Origin of the sequence: Pseudomonas cucumis (genome assembly GCF_030687935.1) — a bacterium.
GTDB lineage: Bacteria > Pseudomonadota > Gammaproteobacteria > Pseudomonadales > Pseudomonadaceae > Aquipseudomonas > Aquipseudomonas cucumis.
The window spans coordinates 2,600,488-2,617,417 of the sequence record NZ_CP117454.1 but is presented as its reverse complement, the minus strand read 5'-3'; the positions used below and the strand labels follow the sequence as shown (position 1 = coordinate 2,617,417).

Below are 16,930 nucleotides of genomic sequence, written 5' to 3'. Positions count from 1 at the left end.
CTTTCCAGCCACAACCGATAGGAGTCACACCATGCAACAGTCCCACGCTTACCAGGACCCAAGTCTGGCCCTGACCACTTCGATCCTCGATGCCAAGGCGCGCAAAAATCTGTCCTGGCAGGATCTGACCGACGGCACCGGCCTGGGCCTGGCCTACGTCACCGCAGCCCTGCTCGGCCAGCATCCGCTGCCGGAAGCCGCCGCCAAGGTGATTGGCGAGAAACTCGAACTGGACGCCGACGCCGTGGCCCGCCTGCAGATCATTCCGCTGCGCGGCAGCCTCTCGGGTGTCCCGACCGACCCAACCATCTACCGCTTCCACGAAATGATCCAGATCTACGGCACCACGCTCAAAGCCCTGGTTCACGAGCAGTTCGGCGACGGCATCATCAGCGCGATCAACTTCAAGCTGGACCTGAAAAAGGTCGAAGACCCGGAAGGCGGTTCCCGTGCCGTGATTACCCTGGACGGCAAATTCCTGCCGCTGCGTCCGTTCTAAGTAACTGGCCACCTTTAGCAAGCGATACCCCGTAGCAGCTGCCGAACGCAGCCTCGCAGGCTCGGCAGCTGCTACGCCCCCTCATTCATTGCAAGGAAGTCCGCCATGAAAGCGCTTATCGACGGTTTATTGAAGTTCCAGAAAGAAGCTTTCCCACAACGTACCGACCTGTTCAAACACCTGGCCACCACCCAGCATCCCGGCACCTTGTTCATCACCTGCTCCGACAGCCGCGTAGTGCCGGAACTGCTGACCCAGCAAGAGCCCGGCGAACTGTTCGTAGTGCGCAATGCCGGCAACATCGTGCCCTCTTACAGTCCGCATCCCGGCGGCGTGTCGGCCACGGTCGAATATGCAGTCGCGGTATTGGGTGTGACGGACATCGTGATCTGCGGGCATTCGGATTGCGGCGCCATGACCGCCATCGCCCAGTGCAAATGCATGGATCACCTGCCCGCCGTCAGTGGCTGGTTGCAACACGCCGAGTCGGCCAAGGTAATCAACGATTCCCGCCCTCACGCCAGCGACGCAGCCAAGGTGAGTTCGATGGTCCGGGAAAATGTCATCGCCCAACTGGCGAATATCCAGACTCACCCGAGCGTGCGTCTGGCCCAGGAAAAAGGCCTGCTGAACCTGCATGGTTGGGTTTATGACATTGAGACCGGTTCGGTCGATGCCTTGGATACCGACAGTCACAGTTTCGTGTCGCTGGCCGAACACCCGGGCACTTGCGCCGTGCACGGCAAAACGGTTGAAGCCGCCTGAAGGTGTCGCCCGCACAAGCTGCGCCAGGCTTGGCGCAGCGTTATAACCGCCAATGCGATGCTCACAAGGCTGTCATTTGTCGTCCGACCGACGCTCAGGTGTGTCTTCAGCGTTGGGCGCTTCAGGAGGATGCCCTGGCGTGAACACATGGGTGAGCAATTCGCTGGCATCGATGTTGACGACACCAGGAACCGAACGTGCCACAGCAACAGCCTGCTCACACTGTCTATGGGTGTTGACGCGACCGCTCAATGCCACCGTGCCCGCATGGGTTTTGACATGGACATTCAGGCCAAGGGTGGTATCGGCCAATGTCAGGGCCGACTTCACCCGGGTGGTAATCCACGCGTCGTGAACGACCGTTTCCAGACCATGGGAGTAATGTTGGAAGGAATGAAGTTTCATGGCGCAATCCTCTCACACGTAATCAGATGCGCTGTCCGTCCCCGTGCAGACACGGACACATATTAAGTATAGTGCGTGCCGTTGCCCTCGGTCGGAGGGCTGTCCCTGATGCGGGCAAGTTAATAAAAGCGACGCAAATCCTATGGGAGCGTCTCAGCGTTTGACCGACAGATCCGTCTGGGTCATGCGGCTACGGATGGTAAACACGCCATCCCCCGAGAGAATCGCGCTGCGCGCAAACAGGCGTCCACTTTCCCAGTTCGAAAGCCCCAGTTCTGGCTTGTTCAGCGCGTACTGTCCATCGACCCAGCGGGTAATCCCGTTGCCGACAAAAGGTGCGTTGACAGCGTTGTAGAAACGCTCCTGCGCCGGAGCATCTTCACTGATCAGCGACACAGTGAATTGCGGGCTGTAGCGGTTGAACAAGGCGATGGCCTGGTCCAGGTCGTCGACGATCTTCAGGCTGACTTCCGGGGTTTCCTCCCATTCCCACTCGCGACCCAATTGATCCTCGGGCAGCGGTTCGGCCAACGCTTCGGTCTGATAGCCTTCGGCGCGGTACACCTCGACGCTCGCGGTCTGCCAATCGGTTGGCAAATGCTGCTCGCTACCCTCGACGATATGCAACTTGCAGCCCTGGCCCCGAGCGGTGCCAGCCTGTTGCAGTGCGTCGAGAAACAGCGGCACCAGTTCGGCAGCGCGGTCGCGGTGGATCAGGCAAACGTTCAGAGTGTTGCAGACTTTGCGGTCCAGCGAGTTGCGCACCACGGCGGCGAAGCGCTGGGCATCGGCGTCCTTGTCGGCGATAAGCCATGCACCCCCGGTGCCGTGCAGGCTGACGGCAGTGCCGGCCTGCTGGGCGATGCTGCCCAACTGGCTGACCGCACGTCCCGAACCACGGGCCACAGCCAGCGACAAACGCCGATCGGCGAACATCGCCCAACCGGCGGCGTGATTGACGCTTTCAACCAGCGACACCGCACCGCTCGGCAATCCGGCGTCAACCAATGCAGGGTTCAATGCATAGGTGACGATGGCCTGGGCGGTGCCCAACGCATCGCTGCCAATGCGCAGCACCGCGGTGTTACCGGTGCGCAATACACCGGCGGCGTCGGCAAAGACATTCGGCCGGCCTTCGAACACGAACGCGACAATACCCAGCGGCGACACCACTTGCTCGACTTTCCAGCCGTCGTGCTCGACGCAGCTCACGACTTTGCCGCGGGTGGCCGGGGCATCGCGCCAGGCCCTGAGGCCGGCGATCATGTCGCCGCGCATGCGGTCATCGGCGAGCAACCGCGTGGTGGAACGCCCGCGCGCCTTGGCGCGCTCTATGTCGGCCAGGTTGGCGGCCGCAATCAAGGCCCAGCATTCCGGGGTTTCCAGGCGTTGCGCAAAGCGATCGAAAAACTCGCTGATGGCTTGATCCGAGACGCCGGACATCGCCGCGAACGCCGCTTCGGCGCGTTCGATGGCGACCGCCGCCGCTTGCTGGTCCGCCACCGGGATCAGCAACAATTCGCCGCTGACCTGCTCCACCAGCAGATGGTCGCCGGGCTGAAAGCGCGCCGCCAGTTCGGGGCTGACGACAGTGACACGATTACCGGCAAAAGGGATCGGCGTGCCAGCGACTAGACGTTCGAGCGCAAGAGACATGAAGCGGTTTCACCATGCAGGGGAGCGGCCAGAAAATGTATAGGAAAATCCGTGAAGCGTCATTCACCGGGGCGCAGTCGGTTACTTTTTCGCCAGTCGAAATACATCTTGCTCCAGGCGATTGCTCCCCTGTTTGCGCCACGCGGCGCTCGCGTCATAGACCACCAGCAACAAGGGTTCTTCGACGCCCGCGGTGCTGATAAAGGTCAGTCCTTCGGCATGATCGCGGCCTTTATCCTCGCCTTGCCCGTAAGGAACCTCCAGGACCGGCGTCAATTGTTCGCTGAAGACAAAACTTTCCTCTGTTGGCCTGGCGCCGTCGAGCCATCGAAATACGCTGACAGGCCCGTCGAGGTTCATCGTCGGCCCGGCCAGGATCAACATGTCGTCGCCATCGATGCACAAGTCCCTGACGCCGAGCCCGCCCAACTGGAGAAAATGCTTTCGATACTTTCGCCCTCCAGGCCCGATTTTTTTCAGCGTCAGCGTGTGGGCGGCTTTGTGATGGTCCTCGGGTTCGACCTCCAGAATAATTGTCCAGCCCCGCAACACCGGCCCCCGCAACCCGATAAAAACACGTTTGCCGTTGATCTCGAGGCCTTCGGTGTCAAACCCGTTGTCCTTGCCGGGAATGTGCAGGAATGCCCCCAGATGCTCGTCGTCCTTGAGCTCATCGAGCAGTTCGTTACCCAGTCGATTGCCGGCCAATTGGGCAGCGACTCGATCATCGCTGGCGGTGCTCTTCACCAACGTGAACGTCCCGTTTTCTTCGATCACCGGAATCCGGGCCAGGAGAAAACGATTGCCATCGCGGCTGACAGTTGCCAGACGCTCGGCGTTTTTCTTCAGGGACTTGGTGCTATCGGTTTTTTTCCGTATCAGGCTGTGAGACCCCACAATCCAGAGATACCCCGTGTCGGGGTCGTAGCTCATGCCTTCCAGGTCTGCCTCAACGAATTCCTCGCCATCCTTAGGGATGACCGGCAGCGCCAACAGGGATCCCAGCGAGAACTGTTTGTGCTGGTCAAACAACAACTCGCCCGCACCGGCGCGCTCACGCAGGGTGAAGCGCTCCAGCGTCAAGGATTCATCATTGGCGACCCACAGGGTGTTGCCAATCTGGACCACGGCGGACAACCCTTTGCGCAAATGAGCGTCCGGCTCATTGAAGACTAAAACCGCGGAACCGAATTTCACCATGAAGTCACCCACCCCTTCACCCGTTCGGGTGAGTCAAAGAATGCCTGCTTCACGGTAGCGGTCATCGGGCGCTAGTCAAGACAGGCCATCAGAACACCGACCAGCCAATCCGCTGACTCAACAATTCCAGCGCGGCCATGCCAGCAAGGGAGTTGCCGGCGGTGTTCAATTCCGGGGACCAGACGCACACCGTGAATTGCCCCGGCACCACCGCAACAATGCCCCCGCCCACGCCGCTCTTGCCCGGCAGACCGACGCGATAGGCAAAGTTGCCTGCTTCGTCGTACAGCCCGCTGGTGGCCATGATCGAGTTGACTTGCTGGGTCTGGCGGGCGCTGAGGATCTGGGCGCCGCTGTGTTTGCAGAAACCGTCATTGGCCAGGAAACAGAACGCCCGGGCCAGATCCACGCAACTCATGCGCAGCGCGCAATGGCTGAAGTAGCTGCGCAGCACGGCTTCAACGTCGTTATGAAAGTTGCCGAACGATTGCATCAGATAAGCCATGGCCGCGTTGCGCGCGCGATGCTGGTATTCCGACTCGGCGACCTTGCCGTCCACCATGACATTCGGGTTGCCGGACAAACGCCGGACAAAATCACGCATCGACAACGCCGGCGCGGCAAAACGTGATTGGTTGATGTCGCAGATCACCAGCGCACCGGCGTTGATGAAGGGATTGCGCGGGCGCCCGCGCTCGAATTCCAGTTGCACCAGCGAGTTGAACGGCTGGCCGGACGGCTCGTGGCCCAGGCGCTCCCAAATCGCTTCACCGGAATGATCGATGGCCTGCACCAGGCTGAACACCTTGGAAATACTCTGCACCGAGAACGGCGTATCGGCGTCGCCGGCACAAAACAGCTCGCCGTCGTTGCCATACACGGCAATGCCCAACTGATTGGACGGCACGGTGCCGAGGGCGGGAATGTAGTCAGCCACTTTGCCCTGACCGATCAACGGTCGGACTGCGTCAAGGATCTCGTTCAACAGCGCTTGCATGCCGGGTTCCGAAGTCTCGCCCCATGGGATTGCGGGGACACTGTCGCTAGACGCTGCTGGTCGGGGTTGAATCACAGTTTTGTACGGGAATGTATCTGTCGCGGCCCGGGATACATAAACTTGCGCCGGGCGACCTTTCGGACATACCGCCCATACACCCGGTTGCAACACTCCTGGCGTCCGCTGACCAACGGTAAAACCGGGTCGGCTCTTGCTCAGGAGTGTTGTCATGATGACCCAAGTTCCCCGTTACCACGGCTGGTCGCTGTTTGGCCTGCTGTCCTTGCTGGTGCTGTTGATGACCGGCCTGATTCTACTGCTGAACCCGGACCTGGTGGAGGCCACCCGCAGCGCCATTCGCGCCACCGCACGTACCTCGTTTGCGCTGTTTCTCGCCGCGTTCAGCGCCTCGGCTTTGGCTGTGCTGGTGCCCTCGCCTTTCACCCGTTCGTTGGTGCGCGAACGACGTTTCATCGGCCTGGCCTTCGCGTTTTCCCATCTGGTCCACGCCATCCTGATCTACAGCTATGGCCAACTGAACCCCGAGTTCTGGCCCGGCCGTACCACGGTTGGCAACATCCCGGGCTCTGTCGGTTACCTGTTCATTCTGCTGATGGCGCTAACCTCGTTCAAAACCACGGCTCGGTTGATCGGCCCCAAGGCCTGGAAAGCCCTGCACGTCAGCGGCATGTGGGTGCTCGCGGCGGTCTTCACCTACTCCAGCTTCAAACGCATTCCCATGAGCGCCTGGTACGTCCTGCCGTTCGGCCTGATGTTCTCGGCGATCGTTATTCGGCTGCTGGGGAAGATTGCGTTGAAGTACAAACGGAGCCAGCCCCGCGCCTATGTTTAACCCTCTGGCCGACCGTAGCAGCTGCCTCGCGCTGCTCGACAGCTGCTACGAGTTATTGCCTGCCAAATGCATCGCCTTGTTGAAATGCACCCATCGATCAAATCCCGGAGCTCAAACCCATGAACACTTCTCTCTCATCAGCCATCAAAGGCCTGCACCTGAACCTCGACCGTGTCGGTAGCTGGATCGCGCCCCTGACCTTGCGGGTGTTTCTGGCCTGGGAGTTTTTCGAGTCAGGCCTGGAAAAATGGAACGGTCAGAACTGGTTCGCCGACATTCAGCACAACTTCCCGTTTCCCTTCAACCACGTGCCGGCCACGCTGAACTGGGAACTGGCGATGTGGGCCGAATTGATCTGCGCCCTCGCCCTGCTGGTGGGCCTGGGAACGCGGGTTTCGGCGGTTATTCTGACCATAGTCACGATCGTTGCGACCGCTGCCGTTCACTGGCCGGCCGATTGGTCTACATTGAGTGAACTTGCCCAAGGCTATGCCATCAGCAATAAAGGCCATGGCAACTTCAAACTGCCGCTGATCTACCTCGCCGCCCTCATGCCGTTGTTGCTCTCGGGGGCCGGCAAACTCAGCGTGGACGCGCTGTTGGCTCGATACTTCTGGCGGCGCAGTCACCGCTGATACGCCAGCGTCTCGATAACCCACCCAACTTATGTAAAGGAGCCATCATGAGCGTGACCACCCAATGGATCGAGATCACCAGCGCCGAGGGCACATTCGGCGCTTACCTGGCCATCCCCCACACCCGTAAAGGTCCGGGGATTGTGCTGATTCAGGAAATTTTCGGCGTCAACGAGCACATCCGCTCGGTCGCCGAGCAATACGCCGCCGACGGCTACCTGGTCATCGCACCGGATCTGTTCTGGCGCCACGGCCACCGTATCGAACTGGGCTACGACGAAGCCAGCTGGAAACGCGCCGTCGAGCTGATGAACGCCACCGACAGCAAAAAAGCGCAGGCCGACATCAAACTGGCCATCGACGCCCTGAAAGCACAGCCAGGGCTGGACGGCAGAATCGCTTCCATCGGGTTTTGCTTCGGCGGCATGCTGTCATACAACACAGCGGCCAACGGTTTCGTCGACGTGGCGATCGCCTACTACGGCGGCGGCATTCAGAACCAACTGGATCGGGCCGATGAAATCAAGGTGCCAGTACTGATGCACTTCGGCGAACAGGACAGCCACATCCCCATCGACGCGGTGAAACAAATCGCCGAGCGTTTCGAGTTCAACGACGACGTCGATATCGAGGTGTATCCGGGGGCCGAACACGGCTTCAACTGCTCACACCGTGACAGCTACAACCAGCGGGCGGCGGTCGAGGCCCATGGCAATACGTTGCTCTTTTTGAGTCAGAACCTTTAAGGCCTGATCGCCGGGGTTGGCGACATAAATAATCGGTGAGCACTCAATCCCGGAAACCAGCATGGACAACCTCTCAAAACCCAGACCGGCCTCATTACGCATCCCCTCCACGGTCTGGGCCCTGGGTTTTGTCAGCCTGTTCATGGACCTGTCTTCAGAACTGGTGCACAGCCTGCTGCCGGTGTTTCTGGTCACGACCTTGGGCGCGAGCGCATTGACCGTCGGCGTGATCGAGGGCATCGCCGAGGCGACCGCGATGCTGACCAAGATCTTCTCCGGCGCCATCAGCGACTTTATCGGCCGGCGCAAAGGGCTGCTGTTGATGGGCTACGGTCTGGCCGCCTTGTCGAAGCCGCTCTTTCCCCTCGCGCATTCGGTGGATGTAGTGTTCACCGCGCGTTTTCTGGATCGCATCGGCAAGGGCATTCGTGGCGCGCCGCGAGATGCGCTGGTCGCCGATATAGCACCCGCCGAAATCCGTGGCGCCTGCTTTGGCTTGCGCCAATCGATGGACACCGTGGGCGCCATTCTTGGCCCGATCCTGGCTATCGTGCTGATGCTTTGGCTCGGGCAGATCCATCTGGTGTTGTGGTTTGCGGTGATCCCGGCGGTGATCTCAGTGGCGCTGATTGTCGGCGGGGTAAAAGAACCGACCGCTGCCGCTGGCGAACGCACCTTTCGCTCGCCTATCCACTGGAAGGTTCTGCGGGATTTTTCGCGCGATTATTGGTGGGTGGTGATCGTCGGCGGGCTCTTCACGCTGGCCCGTTTCAGCGAGGCCTTTCTGGTATTGAAAGCACAGCAAACAGGCCTGACGGCCACTTGGGTGCCGATGGTGATGGTAGTCATGTCGCTGCTTTATGCGGTGTCGGCCTACCCTGCCGGCTGGCTGTCGGATCGGATCAGCCGCACCAAAGTGTTGTGTATCGGCATCGTCCTGCTGATCCTGGCGGACCTGTTATTGGCGCAAGCGGATTCGATCATGACCATGCTGGCGGGCGTGGCCCTGTGGGGCCTGCACATGGGCTTCAGCCAAGGGATTCTCGCGACGCTGATCGCCGACACTGCGCCCGAACATCTCAGAGGCACGGCGTTCGGTCTGTTCAATCTGATCAGCGGCGTGTGTCTGTTGATCGCCAGTGTGCTCGCGGGCGCGCTGTGGGAGACTTCGGGCTCAGCCAGCACTTTCGTCGTCGGGGCGGGGCTGGCGGCTGCGGCGCTGCTGTTGCTTCTGTTGCGTAAGCCTTAGGGGCGAGTGCCAGGATTGAGCCCGCTAACATTGAGTGCCAAAAACCTGTTAATGGGGCAAACGATGCAGATGATTAAAGTAGGGCCGAGCGGTTTGAATCAGCTCCGTGAGTCTTTGAGTGAAGCAGGACTGCCCTGCGATGATGTCAGCGAACCGGGGCTGCAGTTTTATCACTTCGAGGTGGATGGGAACCGGGTTGCTTATGGAGGGCTGGAGGGTTCTGGCCCTGATCTGTTGCTTCGTTCAATGATCGTTTCTGAGACCCGTCGTGGCGAGGGGCTAGGTAAAGCCGTGTTGTCTGAACTGGAACGCCATGCCATCTCCCAAGGCGCAATCCGACTTCACTTGCTGACCCAAAGCGCGGCTGGTTTTTTCGCAGCCAATGGCTATGAACTGCTCGATAGGCGCGAAGCGCCTGACGTAATCAGTCGAACAGCTCAGTTCCAGCATCTGTGTCCTGCGTCAGCAAGTTATCTACGAAAAACTTTAAAGGCACCGTTTCGGACTGAGTCAGGGCTCTCCAAGGCTGAATAGTACGGTAAGTCGCTCACACCGACGTGTTAAACGCCAACGCGGCGCGAATCAGCGCCTTCAACGCCTCTTCATCAACCCCGGCAGAGCCGAGCAAGCCCACAACACATACCTGTTCGTTATAGCACTGTTCACAATGGGTATATCCGCGCTTCAGCATTCGGCTACCGTCATCATATATGACTGGATCATGCGGGCTCTGCACCTGTGTGTTGAAGCGATGTTTGCCTCTGTTGCGACACACCCAAAGCCCCCAGACATGAGGAAACCCTGATGAGCGCCCCCAAAGCTGTCGCTGTATTGCTGGCCTTGCTCAACGCAGCCTCCCTGGGATCTACCGCCTTGGCCGAGGAAACAGGTTTTATTGCCGCCACCTCATCCGAACTTCAGTGGAAAGCCGCTCCGGCGGTGGGGCCCGGCGCAATGATTGCAGTGATTGAAGGAGACCTGAAAGCCGCCGAGCCCTTCACCCTGCGCTTGAAGCTGCCAGCAAATACAAAAATCGGCGTGCATACCCATCCTGTGACCGAACGCGTAACCGTTATCTCGGGCATCTTCTACTTCGCCACCGGAGATAAATTCGATCCGGCACGGGCCAAGGCCTATCAACCGGGTGACACCCTGATCATTCCCGTCGGAATGTCGATGTACGGCGCCAGTCGAGAACAGGAGACCGTACTCCAACTCCACGGCACGGGGCCTTGGGGGATCACCTACGTCAACCCGGCGGACGACCCCAGGAACAGCAAAATGTAGCGTCCCTGACGGTGGTCAGCTTCGCGCATCCGATTTCCCGGATTCGCCTCTTCTCGCGCAACGAAACAATGCGCCCACCCTGCTCCAGCACACACCGACACCAGACACGCCAGGTGGCTGCGATCATGCAGCTCAAACGTGCAATCCAAATCCCGTAGCCCTTCCCCGCCGCGCAGCAGAATCGCATCGGTCAGTTCGTTTGAGCAGCATTATAAAGGCTTATGGGGTCAGACCACGTAGCGCCTGGGCCAATCGGCTGATCAGTGTGGCGATGTCGAGCGTCGGCTTATTGATGACGGTTTGTGATCGTCGAATGAAAGCCTGACCCTCGCGGTCAGGCGAAACACCCAGCAGCTCCGAAGTTGCCCAATCACTGATCAGCTCGCAATCACCCAATCACGCTCGCATACACCGACCGGTCAACATTCCCGCCAGACAGAATCACACCCACCCTTTTGCCCAGCATCATTTCACGCTCCTGAATGAGCGCCGCCAGAGCGGCCGCACCTGCCCCTTCAGCGAGGTTGTGGGTATCGGTGTAATACACGCGCATGGCCTCGGCAATCTCGCCCTCGCTGACAGAGACGATTCGTGCCGAAGCGGCCCCGTAGATGGCGAACGCATCGGGAACTGGCTTACGCACGGCCAAGCCATCCGCAAAGGTATTTGCCGAGGCGGTTTCGCATATTGCCCCAGCTTCAAACGATAACTTCGCCGCCGCAGCCTCTTTGGAAACCACGCCCACCACTTGAGTGTTCAGGCCGAGCGCATCTCGGGCAGCGATTACCCCGCAAATCCCCGATCCACAGCCAATCGGCACGTAGACGGTATCCAGATCCGGCGCGGCGATGAACAGCTCCAGCGCATAAGTGGCCACACCTTTGACCAGCTCGGTGTGGAACGGCGGCACCAGGTAGAGGTCATGCACTTGCGCCAGACGTGCAGCCTCTTCACGGGCCTCGTCGAAATCGCGACCGCACTCAACCACTTCGCCGCCAAAGCCGCGCATGGCATTGTTCTTTTCTAGCGAATTACCTTCCGGCACGACAATCAAGGCCCTCAAACCCAGCGTGCTTGCCGCCAGCGCCAGGCTCTGACCATGGTTGCCGCGCGTAGCGGAGACAATACCCTTCACGCCTGGGTGCTCGCGCCGCAGCCAGTGCAAGAAGGTAATGCCACCCCGCACTTTGAAAGCGCCTGTAGGTGTGTGGTTTTCGTGTTTGACCCAGACAGTGCAACCTAACCGCTCAGCCAGCAATGGCCAAGGGTATTGGGCGGTGGCAGGCATGACTTGGTATACGTGGCGGGCCGCTTGTTCGATATCGTCGCGAGTCAGTTTGTGCATGAGTTGTCTTCCTGAGGCTTTTCCCAGTCTAGGCACGGGCACGTCACGCCGGCTTTCAAAAAACCGACCTGACTTTTACGCCCCCTCTTCACTACTATGGTGTTCATGAGCCTTCGAAACCGTCTGCAGCCCTCGCTCGTACCTGAACCGATTCGTCGTGTCGAGGCAGGGCCGTGGGCGATCGAATTGCTACCCGGCGCCGCCTACGCGACCCGATATGTTGCGACCCAGGCAGCGATCGGCTTTGCCTTCGACAGCCAACGAGGCTTGCACGCCATTGGCAGCGACCGAGTGCGCCCCTTCGATGCCATGCCCAATGGGCTGGCGTTCGTCCCCGCTGGCTGTGATGTGTTGTCCGAGTCACCCAAGGGCGGTGAATACCTGCGGGTCATGCGCACCGACGGTATTTCATTGCTGGGTGAGCGGGCATTCAACAACCGCATTGATCTGCCAGCCGTTAACCTCGCCCTGCAAATGCGCCGCGCGCTGTTGCAGGCCTCCGTGGAGGACGACTGTGAAGCCTGGGCATTCGCATTGGCTGAACGGACGGAGGGTATCGACGTGTCCTCGGCGCCGCCCCAAGGCTCTATAACCGGCAGCCGGATGCGCCTGCTCGATGAATTCATTGATGCTGGCCTCGACGGCCCACTGGGTATACAGGCAATGGCGGGATTGCTTGAATTGTCCGAGGGTTATTTCATGCGCGCATTCAAGAACGCGACGGGCAAGAGCCCTCATAGCTATCTAATCGACCGACGCCTGGCCAAGGCCCGAGCATCGATGCGCGATTCGACCGCCAGCCTGTCGGAGATCGCACTCACCTGCGGCTTTAACTCCCAAGCGCACATGACGACCGCTTTCAAGCAACGCCTTGGGGTCAGTCCAGCGCAACTTCGAAGGCGTTCGACGTACGGTCAAAGCTAGGTTATTGGCCGTTTTGCCGTTTGGTTGAGGCCCGCTATCGGCCAATTCCTGCCCCCACGACCGACCGGTATGGGTCGAAACACAGACCGCCAATGAAAGACCCCAATCGGGAGATAGATCTCCAGCGTCGGGCCAAACTGACAAGTTCAGTAGTGGCCGCAAGTTTGTTGGTACCTCTTTCCAGTTTTTCCGAGTTGACGCAGGCCGCTATTAAGCGACAAGCCAGGATCTGTTCGCTTTTGAAGTAACCTCGGTCAGCCACTACCGACAGAGTTTCTGACGCCATCGAGGCAGCGGCCATGGGCGTTCTCCAGACGACGTAAAACCCTCCCGGTAACGAGTACAGGGAGGGTGAAATAACGCAGGTGTAATCAGCCCTTCGCCTGGCTCATACGCGTGAACAACTCCGTAGGCACTTTCTTGCCGTTGGACGTGTATTGGTTGCTCCTGTACGTGTAGGTTTCTGCCTCGGAAAGGTAACCGTCATTGTTGGTGTCCATCGCTTTGAACTCCTCACTCTTGGTCGGGGCCACGGCCAGGAATTCCTTGAGCGCAACGCGGCCGTCGTCATCGGTGTCGGTGCGGGCGAAAGAAGCGTCGCCGCACTTGCCCTCACCGCACTTGCCTTCGGCCTGGGCTGCCTTGGCGCTGGCGTCACTGGAACCACATTTACCCTCGCCACATTTACCTTCGCCACACTTGCCCTCCCCAGCCTTCTCTGCGGAAGCCAACTGATAGCCCTGGGGCAGTGTCTCCATGGCAAAGGCGGTCGAGGCGAGGCTCATAGCGCCAGCCAACGCGACTGCGGCCAGGCCAACACGGGTCTTGTTCGGAACACGGGACATAGTATTTCTCCAGATGCTGTGCGCGATCGGATCGCGCGGTCATGCCACAAGGGCAGAAAAACCCTTGAGGATGCACTCGGCGAAATGAATCGAGCCGGGAATCCCGGAGCGAACATGCATTAACATCCACCTCGACAGGGCAACCTCATTTGGGCCCGGTCATTTGGACGCAGTGATGTATCCGCGAAGTGTCAGCAGGCAGGACATTTGTAAGCCAATCCCTGAACCCGTGATCCGGATACAGAGGGATACACCAGATGGCATTGAGTCATGAATAACGGATGTCACTGATATCGATAGCTACCAGCAGCTGCGACGTGATCGCATGATTATTCGCGTCACGGCGATAGGCCCTGCGCTTGCTGGGCAAACGGAGCCCCTGGGCTTCAACATAGTCATGAACGTACTGGGCAGCGGGAAATCCGCCGCTTACGTCGACGCTATAGTCGTGCCGGCGCAGCAGAAAGTCTTCACCGAAGTAGAAGTCCTGTAGCGGACAGTGCGTGACCACGTTCTGCGCAAAGTGCACCCGCAAACGACGCCAATGTTGGTCGCCTTCCTCCCAAGGGTCGACCTCTTCAACCCTGACACCCGGCAAGATGAACAGAAATGGCATCGTCATGTATGACCACAACGCGTAACCGTTGAAGTACGCCCGGTGCAGCGGGTCCCAAGGTGTCGTTTCTGCGTGGTCATGGAAAGACGCCCTCGGATCCGAGCGCTCCGCCACCACCTGGCCATCCGTGGTTTCAATGGCGATTCGATCGGGCGTGTACGCCGTACGCTGGTTCGGGGCGCCGAAAGGCATCACCGACGCTCTCTGCTCATGCAGCCAGACCGTCATCTGACGCGAGTCGCTATCCTGGGTCAGCCCCTTCATGCCCCACAGCGAACCGCCGGTCACAATGCTGGCGCTCACCGTGTCAAAGCTGTTCCAGCGTTCTTGTCCGCCGTGGGCTGTCAGTACCCGTTCCAGCAGATCGCAGTGCTGTTCGTTCATGGCGATAACCCTCTTCATTGCTGAGCCGGCCCACCCGCGGGTTTAGACGATCTGCACTGAACGCTGTACGTTCGGAACCCAAGCGAGTGAAGCCTGAGGCGACAATATCCCCACACCCAACGTCTATCGCGTGGGTTTTCAAACCCTTTAGTCAACCCTCTGGAAGCCCACACCAATGAACGTCTTGAACATTACCAGCCATGGCAACAACAGCTTTTCCAACAGACTATCGCTCGGGGTTAAAACCATGGCGATTGGAACCTACGGCGCTTACTTTGCTCTCGCCATCATCTACTTCTGGTTCGGCGGCATGAAATTCACGCATTACGAGGCACAGGGATTGGTTCCGCTTGTGAGCAACAGCCCTCTATTGGGATGGGTTTATGACATTTTCAGTGTAGATGTCTTTTCTCGCTTACTCGGAGTCCTGGAGATATCGATCGGTGCTCTTATTGCAGGTCGCCTGCTATCACCCAAGCTTTCTTTAATTGGAGGAGCGTTGTCTGCCGGACTGTTTTTCACCACGTTGACCTTTATGTTCTCGACACCTGGCGTGGTTGAACCCGGTCTCGGCTTCCCAGCCATTACGGTTGCACCGGGCCAATTTCTCCTGAAAGACATAGGGTTGCTCGCCGCGTCTGTATTCGTAGCGGGTCATTCTCTAACCAGGCTGGAAACCCGTTGAACTGATCATTTCCCTCCATGGATGGCCTGAGCAGTCCGATGCTTTCAGGCCATTTCCCTATGTCAGCGATTTCATCCAGTCCCGGGGGCTGCTGCCCGTCTTGCGGCGAAACGCACGAGCAAGCGCCGAGGGACTTTCATAACCGACTTCGTCGGCGATCAGCGCAATCGGCCGGCCTTCACGCAGACGTTTCTGCGCCAGGCTGATCCGCCAACTCAGAAGATAATCTGCAGGTGTCTGCCCGATAACGGATCGGAAATGCGCGGCATAGGCGGCGCGCGACATGTTCGACTCACGCGCCAGCTCTGCGACTGACCAGGCACGATGAGGTACGTTGTGCATCTGCACCAGAGAGCGCACCAGCCGCGAATCGGCCAGTCCGGCCATCATTCCGGTACTTAATGCCTGGTGGTCGAGCAGATGTCGGAGCAGCAAGATGATCAGTAGCTCGAATAGGCGATCAAGCATTGCTTCCCTGCCACAATGTTCGGCTGCCGCCTCACCGAACAGCCATCTCAGTGTATCGGCCAGCAGCGGCAGCTCATCCAGGGACAACACCAGAAGATCAGGTAACGAAGCAGACAATGGGTTATCGACACCACCATCAAACTCCATTGACGCACACAAGAGTCGAGCCCCTTCGGGCTCATCCGGGATCAGTTGATGCCGGCTTGGGCGTGGCAGAAAAATCAGACTGGGCCGGGTAAGCAGCAGGTCGTGGCCATCAGGGCCCCGCAAAGTGACGCTACCGGCCTGCAGCAGGTGGATATGGCCGCGCTGGTCAGCGCCATCGTATGACGCCACACCGCAAAGCTTGCCACTGTGAAACAGGTTTGCGCGCACGCCGAACTGTGACAACAAAGTAGACAAGCGGTCCATACGGAATCTCATCGCAAGATATAGACGATCAGTATCGTAGCACCGACTGTTCCACGCAGACCGTTCAGGCCTGTAGGTGACTACCGGGGAGCGATATGCCGCTGTGTCAATCAGTGGCCATCGCGAGGTCGCCTTTGGCAGTCGCTCCAGACCTCGCGCATCAATTGCTTGAGCATCAGCGCCTCCGCCCAGCGATCAGTGATGTCGCGTCCATCGGCACCCGTAATGGCATAAGGCGGTGGGCCGAGTTCACAGGTGAAGGACAAGCTGTCGGGCGTGTTCGGTCGGGCCAGCCAATCCTCGATCCCATAACGCCACCAGCCCAGGAAACGCTCCAGCCAGGGTCGATGCTGGGCGAAGCTCAGGGGCACCTGGACCTGTTCGCCGTTGGCGACACGCCCATGAAAACCCCAACTGTGGCGCAGGATGGTCTGGATCTGTTCGTCGTCCTCGGCGGTGGCCGGGTCTGGCAGTTCGCGGCCCACGACATAGTGGGACAAGTCGGCCAACAGTTTGAGATCGGGCATTTCAGCGAGAATGTCGAGGGTGAACAACAGGTCGCTGGTGAGGCGATAACGGTGGGTTTCCAGAAGGACAGGAAAGTCCACCTGCTCGGCCAGATGCTGCCAGCCTTCGATCAGCTCGATAGCTTGCTTAAGCGTGCGCGGCCTCACGTCTGCTTGCAGCGTGAGGTGGTGGCAGCCGTAGCGGGACGCGACATCGATCGCTGCCGCCAGATCATCCACGGTGCGGGGGAACACCTGACCTTCGATTTGCAGGCCCTGCGCCTTGGCGGCGGCATGCAGGCGCTCGGCATGTTGCGCCACCCAGAAGTGGTCGGTGATGCCGTCGAAGCCGGCGGCAGCGATTTTCTCCAGTTGCGCTTCCAGGGGAAGGTCGCATTGGCCGCGGTGATCTTGCATGGCCCACAAGGACTGAAAGACCAGGAATTCACGCATA

General features: G+C 59.3%; 20 protein-coding genes and 1 pseudogene. 10 read left to right on the top strand and 11 right to left on the bottom strand.

Features of this window, described 5'->3' with window-relative positions; genetic code table 11:
- The first annotated feature begins 31 nt into the window (after positions 1–31).
- Positions 32–499, top strand: a complete 468-nt coding sequence (gene cynS, locus PSH97_RS12040; protein ID WP_305449363.1) for a cyanase — start codon at positions 32–34, stop codon at positions 497–499.
- Between the two features lie 105 nt (positions 500–604).
- Positions 605–1,264 (top strand): carbonic anhydrase, encoded by a 660-nt coding sequence (locus PSH97_RS12035; protein ID WP_305449362.1) that lies wholly within the window; start codon positions 605–607, stop codon positions 1,262–1,264.
- Between the two features lie 72 nt (positions 1,265–1,336).
- On the opposite strand, the gene PSH97_RS12030 is transcribed toward PSH97_RS12035, so the two are convergent.
- The 4 genes from PSH97_RS12030 to glsB form a co-directional block, all read right to left on the bottom strand.
- Positions 1,337–1,669, bottom strand: coding sequence for a BON domain-containing protein (locus PSH97_RS12030; RefSeq protein ID WP_305449361.1), 333 nt, complete (start codon positions 1,667–1,669; stop codon positions 1,337–1,339).
- A gap of 153 nt (positions 1,670–1,822) precedes the next feature.
- Entirely contained in the window at positions 1,823–3,325 is a 1,503-nt protein-coding gene (locus PSH97_RS12025; RefSeq protein WP_305449360.1) for an aldehyde dehydrogenase family protein, read from the bottom strand.
- Between the two features lie 81 nt (positions 3,326–3,406).
- Positions 3,407–4,525 carry a DUF3616 domain-containing protein gene (locus PSH97_RS12020; protein WP_305449784.1) on the bottom strand — a complete coding sequence of 373 codons (1,119 nt, stop codon included), beginning with the start codon at positions 4,523–4,525 and terminating at the stop codon, positions 3,407–3,409.
- An 88-nt stretch (positions 4,526–4,613) separates the two neighbouring features.
- Positions 4,614–5,522 (bottom strand): glutaminase B, encoded by a 909-nt coding sequence (glsB, locus tag PSH97_RS12015; protein WP_305449359.1) that lies wholly within the window; start codon positions 5,520–5,522, stop codon positions 4,614–4,616.
- Positions 5,523–5,751: 229 nt separating this feature from the next.
- Here glsB and PSH97_RS12010 point away from each other — a divergent pair, with 229 nt between their 5' ends.
- From PSH97_RS12010 to arsN2, 5 genes are all read left to right on the top strand, one after another.
- On the top strand, positions 5,752–6,375 hold the full coding sequence (locus tag PSH97_RS12010) for a ferric reductase-like transmembrane domain-containing protein (RefSeq protein ID WP_305449358.1): 624 nt from the start codon (positions 5,752–5,754) through the stop codon (positions 6,373–6,375).
- Between the two features lie 119 nt (positions 6,376–6,494).
- A complete protein-coding gene (locus PSH97_RS12005) occupies positions 6,495–7,010 on the top strand; it encodes an HvfX family Cu-binding RiPP maturation protein (protein ID WP_217854615.1) in 516 nt (171 codons plus the stop codon).
- A 47-nt stretch (positions 7,011–7,057) separates the two neighbouring features.
- Positions 7,058–7,756 carry a dienelactone hydrolase family protein gene (locus tag PSH97_RS12000; RefSeq protein WP_305449357.1) on the top strand — a complete coding sequence of 233 codons (699 nt, stop codon included), beginning with the start codon at positions 7,058–7,060 and terminating at the stop codon, positions 7,754–7,756.
- A 61-nt stretch (positions 7,757–7,817) separates the two neighbouring features.
- Positions 7,818–9,005 (top strand): MFS transporter, encoded by a 1,188-nt coding sequence (locus PSH97_RS11995; RefSeq protein WP_305449356.1) that lies wholly within the window; start codon positions 7,818–7,820, stop codon positions 9,003–9,005.
- Positions 9,006–9,068: 63 nt separating this feature from the next.
- The gene (gene arsN2 / locus PSH97_RS11990) at positions 9,069–9,539 is read left to right on the top strand and encodes an arsenic resistance N-acetyltransferase ArsN2 (RefSeq protein WP_305449355.1); all 471 of its coding nucleotides are present in this window, start codon (positions 9,069–9,071) and stop codon (positions 9,537–9,539) included.
- A gap of 13 nt (positions 9,540–9,552) precedes the next feature.
- On the opposite strand, the gene PSH97_RS11985 is transcribed toward arsN2, so the two are convergent.
- Positions 9,553–9,696 (bottom strand): hypothetical protein, encoded by a 144-nt coding sequence (locus PSH97_RS11985; protein ID WP_305421686.1) that lies wholly within the window; start codon positions 9,694–9,696, stop codon positions 9,553–9,555.
- 113 nt (positions 9,697–9,809) lie between these two features.
- Here PSH97_RS11985 and PSH97_RS11980 point away from each other — a divergent pair, with 113 nt between their 5' ends.
- A complete protein-coding gene (locus PSH97_RS11980) occupies positions 9,810–10,292 on the top strand; it encodes a cupin domain-containing protein (RefSeq protein WP_305449354.1) in 483 nt (160 codons plus the stop codon).
- Here PSH97_RS11980 and PSH97_RS28580 read toward each other — a convergent pair.
- Positions 10,285–10,492, bottom strand: a pseudogene (locus tag PSH97_RS28580) (AAA family ATPase); the annotation flags it as partial. The gene PSH97_RS11980 and the pseudogene PSH97_RS28580 sit on opposite strands and share 8 nt — an antisense overlap.
- A 188-nt stretch (positions 10,493–10,680) precedes the next feature.
- Positions 10,681–11,637, bottom strand: a complete 957-nt coding sequence (locus PSH97_RS11975; RefSeq protein WP_305449353.1) for a threonine dehydratase — start codon at positions 11,635–11,637, stop codon at positions 10,681–10,683.
- Between the two features lie 96 nt (positions 11,638–11,733).
- On the opposite strand from PSH97_RS11975, the gene PSH97_RS11970 reads away from it, so the two are divergent.
- Entirely contained in the window at positions 11,734–12,561 is an 828-nt protein-coding gene (locus tag PSH97_RS11970) for a helix-turn-helix transcriptional regulator (RefSeq protein ID WP_305449352.1), read from the top strand.
- Positions 12,562–12,932: 371 nt separating this feature from the next.
- On the opposite strand, the gene PSH97_RS11965 is transcribed toward PSH97_RS11970, so the two are convergent.
- Positions 12,933–13,406, bottom strand: coding sequence for an HvfA family oxazolone/thioamide-modified RiPP metallophore (locus PSH97_RS11965; protein WP_305449351.1), 474 nt, complete (start codon positions 13,404–13,406; stop codon positions 12,933–12,935).
- A 268-nt stretch (positions 13,407–13,674) separates the two neighbouring features.
- Positions 13,675–14,406, bottom strand: a complete 732-nt coding sequence (locus PSH97_RS11960; protein WP_052962973.1) for a hypothetical protein — start codon at positions 14,404–14,406, stop codon at positions 13,675–13,677.
- A 175-nt stretch (positions 14,407–14,581) separates the two neighbouring features.
- Between PSH97_RS11960 and PSH97_RS11955 the strand changes: the two genes are divergently transcribed.
- The gene (locus tag PSH97_RS11955; RefSeq protein ID WP_052962974.1) at positions 14,582–15,091 is read left to right on the top strand and encodes a YkgB family protein; all 510 of its coding nucleotides are present in this window, start codon (positions 14,582–14,584) and stop codon (positions 15,089–15,091) included.
- Between the two features lie 57 nt (positions 15,092–15,148).
- On the opposite strand, the gene PSH97_RS11950 is transcribed toward PSH97_RS11955, so the two are convergent.
- Together PSH97_RS11950 and PSH97_RS11945 are read right to left on the bottom strand one after the other, a co-directional pair.
- Positions 15,149–15,970, bottom strand: coding sequence for a helix-turn-helix transcriptional regulator (locus PSH97_RS11950; RefSeq protein WP_305449350.1), 822 nt, complete (start codon positions 15,968–15,970; stop codon positions 15,149–15,151).
- Positions 15,971–16,080: 110 nt separating this feature from the next.
- A complete protein-coding gene (locus tag PSH97_RS11945) occupies positions 16,081–16,929 on the bottom strand; it encodes a sugar phosphate isomerase/epimerase family protein (protein ID WP_305449349.1) in 849 nt (282 codons plus the stop codon).
- Position 16,930 lies beyond the last annotated feature (1 nt).